At 43.8% G+C, this 5,506-nt stretch carries 9 protein-coding genes and 1 pseudogene; 5 read left to right on the top strand and 5 right to left on the bottom strand.

The genetic code is table 11. The features are described from left to right. Window positions 1-92: 92 nt before the first annotated feature. The 4 genes from GMD4S_RS11315 to GMD4S_RS11330 are packed head-to-tail and all read left to right on the top strand — an operon-like array spanning window position 93 to window position 3,085. Window positions 93-695: a hypothetical protein gene (locus GMD4S_RS11315; RefSeq protein WP_000846126.1), complete on the top strand. Its 603-nt coding sequence runs from the start codon at window positions 93-95 to the stop codon at window positions 693-695. Beyond that, a complete protein-coding gene (locus tag GMD4S_RS11320; protein WP_000130448.1) occupies window positions 695-1,486 on the top strand; it encodes an energy-coupling factor transporter transmembrane component T in 792 nt (263 codons plus the stop codon). Before GMD4S_RS11315 ends, GMD4S_RS11320 begins: the two co-directional genes overlap by 1 nt. Beyond that, window positions 1,462-2,298, top strand: a complete 837-nt coding sequence (locus GMD4S_RS11325; RefSeq protein WP_000343048.1) for an ABC transporter ATP-binding protein — start codon at window positions 1,462-1,464, stop codon at window positions 2,296-2,298. The genes GMD4S_RS11320 and GMD4S_RS11325 overlap by 25 nt, the downstream gene beginning before the upstream one ends. Beyond that, window positions 2,285-3,085, top strand: coding sequence for an energy-coupling factor ABC transporter ATP-binding protein (locus GMD4S_RS11330; RefSeq protein ID WP_000103852.1), 801 nt, complete (start codon window positions 2,285-2,287; stop codon window positions 3,083-3,085). Before GMD4S_RS11325 ends, GMD4S_RS11330 begins: the two co-directional genes overlap by 14 nt. Window positions 3,086-3,309: 224 nt before the next feature. Here GMD4S_RS11330 and GMD4S_RS13645 read toward each other — a convergent pair whose 3' ends face one another. From GMD4S_RS13645 to GMD4S_RS13895, 4 genes are read right to left on the bottom strand one after another with little or no spacing between them, the layout of a single operon-like run. Further along, window positions 3,310-3,471, bottom strand: a complete 162-nt coding sequence (locus GMD4S_RS13645; protein WP_001062367.1) for a hypothetical protein — start codon at window positions 3,469-3,471, stop codon at window positions 3,310-3,312. Then, window positions 3,459-3,686 carry a hypothetical protein gene (locus GMD4S_RS11340; RefSeq protein WP_001152920.1) on the bottom strand — a complete coding sequence of 76 codons (228 nt, stop codon included), beginning with the start codon at window positions 3,684-3,686 and terminating at the stop codon, window positions 3,459-3,461. The genes GMD4S_RS13645 and GMD4S_RS11340 overlap by 13 nt, the downstream gene beginning before the upstream one ends. 12 nt (window positions 3,687-3,698) lie before the next feature. Next, window positions 3,699-3,935 carry a hypothetical protein gene (locus GMD4S_RS11345; protein WP_001287839.1) on the bottom strand — a complete coding sequence of 79 codons (237 nt, stop codon included), beginning with the start codon at window positions 3,933-3,935 and terminating at the stop codon, window positions 3,699-3,701. After that, entirely contained in the window at window positions 3,928-4,623 is a 696-nt protein-coding gene (locus GMD4S_RS13895; protein WP_001015324.1) for an IS6 family transposase, read from the bottom strand. Before GMD4S_RS13895 ends, GMD4S_RS11345 begins: the two co-directional genes overlap by 8 nt. Before the next feature lie 39 nt (window positions 4,624-4,662). Between GMD4S_RS13895 and pnuC the strand changes: the two are divergent. Beyond that, window positions 4,663-5,169 (top strand): annotated as a pseudogene (pnuC, locus tag GMD4S_RS11355) (nicotinamide riboside transporter PnuC); the annotation flags it as partial. Between the two features lie 35 nt (window positions 5,170-5,204). Here pnuC and GMD4S_RS13660 read toward each other — a convergent pair. After that, entirely contained in the window at window positions 5,205-5,504 is a 300-nt protein-coding gene (locus GMD4S_RS13660; protein ID WP_008291430.1) for a hypothetical protein, read from the bottom strand. Between the last annotated feature and the right edge of the window lie 2 nt (window positions 5,505-5,506).

A 5,506-nucleotide genomic window follows, 5' to 3' on the forward strand; every position in this document is an offset into this window, starting at 1 on the left:
CTTGTGTATAGACAGTTCAGTAGATATATAATAGAGCGTTGCGTCCGAAAGTCTATCCAGACACGGCTCTTTAAAAACAAAAGGAGAAGATTATGAAAACAGAACCGATTCATCGTACCAGTATGTGGAAATTTAAGTTAAGTGCTGCCACCATGACTTTGATTCCCGCTGCCGTGGGGATTAACTATGTTGCCAAAGCCTTGGCGGAGGGGTTAAAGTTGCCCGTTTGGCTGGGGTCTTTGGGAACCTTTCTTACCAGCATGTTGGCTGGGCCGGTTGCCGGTGCCATTAGTGGTTTCATCAACAACGTGATCTATGGGCTGACCTTATCGCCAATTTCAACCGTGTATGCGATTACCAGCATCGGAATTGGGATTGCTGTCGGAGTTTTGCACGCCAATGGGTGGTTCTCGTCAGCGCGACGAGTATTTGTTTCTGCTATTATTATTGCCATCGTTTCAGCTGTCATTTCAACGCCACTCAACGTCATCTTTTGGGGTGGTCAGACCGGTATCGCTTGGGGTGACTCATTGTTTGCGGTAATGGTCGCCAATCATGCACCAGTGTGGCTGGCCTCATTTATCGATGAGTTTGTCTTGGATATTTTGGATAAAGTCTGCGTGGCCTACCTGGCATTCTTCATCTATCGTCAGCTGCCGAAGCGGATGGTGCACTTCTTTAGCGATGATAAATGATGACTGATAAAACATTGATTTCTGGAGCGCCACGGGTCAAGCTCAAATGGTACCAGGTGATCGATCCGATTACTAAGCTCTTGTTCATCTTGGACATGACGTTGTTGAGCTTTGCCAGTATGAATTTATTGCTTCAGGCCGGATTAATTCTTGTCGCAACACTGCTATTGTTATTTTCCAAATTGAGTTCTACCACCTTTAAGGCGCTGGGATTCAGCCTGTTTCTGATTTGCACCATGCTGATCATCCAAGGGTTATTTTACAGTCGGAATCAAACTGTGCTGTTTTCTGTGCTTGGGGTGTCGTTCTACAAAGAGGGCCTGATTTACGCCACCACTCTGGGTTGTCGAGTATTGGTGATTATTTTGACCAGTGGCTTTTTTATGGTGACCACGAGTATTTCAGAAAACGCGGCCTATTTGGAACTGTCCGGATTGTCTTATAAAACCGTCTACGTTCTGATGTCGGTGTGTTATATTTTGCCGGAAATGATGCGCAATATGCGGAAAATCCAGCAGGCACAAAAAGTTCGCGGAACCAATCCGCAAAAAACGTTGATTCAGAAATTAAAGTCAGTCCTGCCGGTTCTAATTCCATTGGTGATTAAGACCTTGGATCAATCGATGACGCGGTCGATTTCTCTCCAACTGAGAGGTTTTGATAATCTCAACCGGACTGTCAGAACCTCCCAGCGCGTGTATCGCCTGTCGCGGACGCTGCACATTGGTCTGACTGGATTGGCAATTTTATTGATTGGGTGGAAGATATGGACGAAGATAAACGGATTGTAATTGAAAATTTGACCACCCGTTATCCGGGTACTGAGCAACCACAACTGCGTCAGATTAACGCGGAGGTTCATACCGGCCAGGTGGTTGGGATTATCGGGAATAGCCACTCCGGCAAATCGACTTTGTGCCGTGTGCTGGCAGGGGTCATTCCCAAAATTGTGTCTGCTGAGATTGAGGGCGATTGGCACATGTTTGGCCAGCGAGTGTCTGACAATTGGCCCGTTTATAATGCCATGAATGGAGTTGTACTGCAAAATCCAGCTGGCCAACTAAGCGGGTTGGCAGACACGGTTGCCGATGAAATCGCCTTTGACTTGATTAATCAGGGAATGGCTGAAGGACTGATTCAAAAACGGGTTGAAGAAGTTGCCACGCAAATGGGGCTGATTGAACAGCTGAATTTGCGTCCCGAGAGCCTTTCCGGTGGTCAGATCCAGCGGTTGGCAATTGCCACGGCGATTGTGGCTAATCCGGCTGTTTTGATTATGGATGATCCGACCAGTGAGATGGATCCCCTTGGCCGCCGGCAATTTTTCCAATGGCTGGCCCAAGTCAAAGAGACGACTGTCTTCATTGTCACCAGTGAAATTGACGATTTGTGCGAAGTCGCCGACGTTGTGTGGGTGCTGCACGAGGGTCAAATGGTAGCCCAGGGCAGGCCGGGTGAGGTGTTTAATCATTTGGCAGCTGACTGGCAGATTCCAGCCCCGACAATCCAGCAACTTGCTCAAAAAATGGATTGGCACTTGGCTGATGGCCGGTATCCAGTGAATTACGCTGATCTGAAGGAGGTTCGTTATGTCCACAATTGAACTGAGCCACCTGACGTTCACTTATCCGGAACGGTCCTTTAGCTTGGATGTTGAAGACAAACACTTCGCCGATCCGATGGTGGCGATTGTCGGCCAAAATGGTGCCGGCAAATCAACGCTCTTCAAATTGTTGACGGGTTTGCTGACACCACAAACCGGTGTGATTAAGATCGATGGAGAAAATTTTAATGATCTTAAACCGGTCGAAAAGTTACTGAAGGTTGGGATTACTTTTCAGAATCCTGACGATCAGCTTTTCAACCCGACCGTTCAACGAGAGGTGGAGTGGAATGTCGCGCAGGTCATGGATGACCACGACACGATTACGAGGCGGGCTTTAGAGGCTCTAAAAAGAGTTGGCTTGGATGATAAAACAGATGAAAGTCCGTATGACCTGTCATTGTCGGAACGCAAGCTGTTGAGCGTTGCCACAGTTTTGGCAGTGGATCCGGCGATTTATTTATTTGATGAGCCGATGATGTCGCTTGATTGGGAAAGCCGGCGCAAGTTGACCGCAATTTTCCATCAGTTGGCTGATTCGGGCCACCAAGTTGTGACCATCACCCATGACATGGATTGGGTTGCCGCCGAGTTTGAGTCGGTGTATGTTATGGAACACGGGAAGTTTGGCTTCGCCGGCAGTCCACGGGAATTGTTCAGCAATCACGAACTTGTCCAGCGAGTGGGATTACTACCACCGCGGATTATGGACATAGCGGAGTCGCTGGGTGATTCACAGACATATTTATCGGTTAATGATTATTGCCAGAAAAATCGAGATGTATAGAAAAAGTCACCTCTGCGGGTTTTCCAGGTTGAAGGATTAACTTCAGCTTCTGGCAAGAACTCACATGGGTGACTTTTGTGTTTAATAACGTTTCATGATCATCGGGTGCTTCCTCAGATCACTCGGTTTGATTTTACTTTGTTTCATGGTCATAATCATATACCATTTCTTTTGGATTTTTTGTTTGACTAATACAAAATAGGTCTTCATAGGTCTTCGCATTTTTAGCGCCCATTAGGATCATCAGTATAATTTTCTGAATTAGGAGACTGTCCCATCACTATTCGAACTTCGTCTCCCAACTTACGCTGTTCCCATTCATCCGTGAACCCTTTAAATCGCAATTCTGGAACTTTCTTTTTAACTGAATCATCTATTTTCGCCATAGTCCCCACCATTTTATTGGTTTTTCTTGTTCTTCTATCCTTTTTTGATCTTTGATTTGTTCCTGTAAATTTTCCAACTTCTCTTTAAGAGCGTTCACTTCATCTTTATATTGATTGTCTAAGTGTTTGAATTCTGTTTCCTGTGAGGGCATTTTGAGGGCTTTTAAGTTATCATTTTCCGCCTTGTATTCTTCTAGTAACTTTTTATCTTGCAAGGCTAATCGTTGTTACTGGTCTAACAAATTAGTTAGTTTTTCTATTTGTTGGTCTTTGGTATTTGATTTGCTACTACTTTCTACTTTACCTAAAATTATTTTTTCTGCTTTAGAATTTATTAGATTAGACCCATTGGAACTTTTAAGCTGTAATTCTTTTGGTAACCTTTGGTAGTGATATTGAATATTTTGTTTTGTAACACTCAACTCATCCGCCAGCTCTTTGATCGTTTTTAAGTCTTCACTCATGGTTTAAGTCCTGCCTTTTAACCGTTGGTAGATATTGTTCAACGGCTTTTTTGGGGTAGCGTGCGATATTATGCTTAGAATATTCTTCACGTCTGCTGGCAACATAAGACAAGTGGTCTTTGACACTATTTAGCCCTCTTAATTCTTTCAGTTCGTCATAGAGGGGGTAAACATGGACTTGCAATCCTGCCATGATTTTTGTATCTTGCATTTCAAACGGACTTAGCAACATATTTTCTAGCAATAGCGTGGTGTACTTGCTTTTCATTGCTTCAATAGCTAGCTTATCTTCGGTTTCTGCTTTGCGTGCTTTATCTTCTTGATAGGCGGTATCTTCTAACTTATAGCTGTTATCGTCTGCTTGACGTTTCTTTCGTAACCAGATATCCAATGTTAAACCGTCCGCATCATTCGCTCGATAGAGATAATGCCAACGCCCCTTAATTTTGATATAGGTTTCATCCATTTTCCACGAATAGAAGGACTGTTTATTTTTCTTTTTCCAGAGATGATAGAGGATTTTACTGTATTCTTGAACCCACCGATAAATCGTAGTGTGACAAACATTTATTCCACGGTCATAAAGCAATTCCTGAACTTCACGATAGCTCAGATTGTAACGTAGGTAATAACCAACAGCGACAATGATGACGTCTTGTTGGAATTGTTTGCCTTTAAAATGATTCATCTCTCAAGCCTTACTAACCTTTTTTCTGCTCTTTGAGAAGCTGAAGGTCGTGCTAGTAACTACCTATTTGGTTTGATTAATTCCATCATTTATCTGGTGCTTGCCCTTCAAAAAGGCTTCTATGGTGAGGTTTTAACAACTCTCTATTTTACAATTATGCAGCCAATTGGTCTCTTGGTTTGGATTTATCAAGCCCAGTTTAAGAAAGAACAACAAGAGTTTGTCGCACGTAAACTAGACGGCAAGGGTTGGACAAAGTATCTTTCTATTAGTGTTCTTTGGTGGTTGGCCTTTGGGTTCATTTATCAGTCTATCGGAGCCAATCGTCCTTATCGCGATTCCATCACCGATGCGACCAATGGGGTTGGGCAAATCCTCATGACAGCTGTTTACCGTGAACAATGGATATTCTGGGCAGCTACCAATGTCTTTTCAATCTATCTCTAGTGGGGAGAAAGCCTGCAAATCCAAGGGAAATACCTAATTTATCTCATCAATAGTCTAGTTGGGTGGTATCAGTGGAGCAAGGCAGCAAAAAGCTCTTAAAAAAGTAAAAAAGGATCAGATGATCCTTTTTTGTGTTAGAGCAAAATGAATAATACCGTAATGATAATAGCGGTCGTTATACGAACGATGTGGTGCGAGATATGTTGTTTTTCTTTCTGTTGGCCATTCCAGTAGGCTCCATAGCAGACGATACTCGAGCCCACAATCCATAGAAGAATGGTCGCAACTGGGACGAAGTAAAAGATGGCTAGAGCCAGAGAAGTGAGGCAACTGCCGACCAAGATGCACTTATTTCCTAGACTGTAGTTCTTTTGTTTCATGGCTGAAAAAGCAGCAGCAAGGTGAAGCAATGAGAAGGCGAGAGCTAGTACAATTG

It is taken from the genome of Streptococcus sp. GMD4S (genome assembly GCF_000296955.1).

Coding starts and splice junctions, on each gene's coding strand:
- GMD4S_RS13895 (WP_001015324.1), bottom strand. CDS start 4,623: ATGAATCATTTTAAAGGCAAACAATTCCAACAAGACGTCATCATTGTC.
- GMD4S_RS11325 (WP_000343048.1), top strand. CDS start 1,462: ATGGACGAAGATAAACGGATTGTAATTGAAAATTTGACCACCCGTTAT.
- GMD4S_RS13645 (WP_001062367.1), bottom strand. CDS start 3,471: ATGGCGAAAATAGATGATTCAGTTAAAAAGAAAGTTCCAGAATTGCGA.
- GMD4S_RS11320 (WP_000130448.1), top strand. CDS start 695: ATGACTGATAAAACATTGATTTCTGGAGCGCCACGGGTCAAGCTCAAA.
- GMD4S_RS11345 (WP_001287839.1), bottom strand. CDS start 3,935: ATGAGTGAAGACTTAAAAACGATCAAAGAGCTGGCGGATGAGTTGAGT.
- GMD4S_RS11315 (WP_000846126.1), top strand. CDS start 93: ATGAAAACAGAACCGATTCATCGTACCAGTATGTGGAAATTTAAGTTA.
- GMD4S_RS11330 (WP_000103852.1), top strand. CDS start 2,285: ATGTCCACAATTGAACTGAGCCACCTGACGTTCACTTATCCGGAACGG.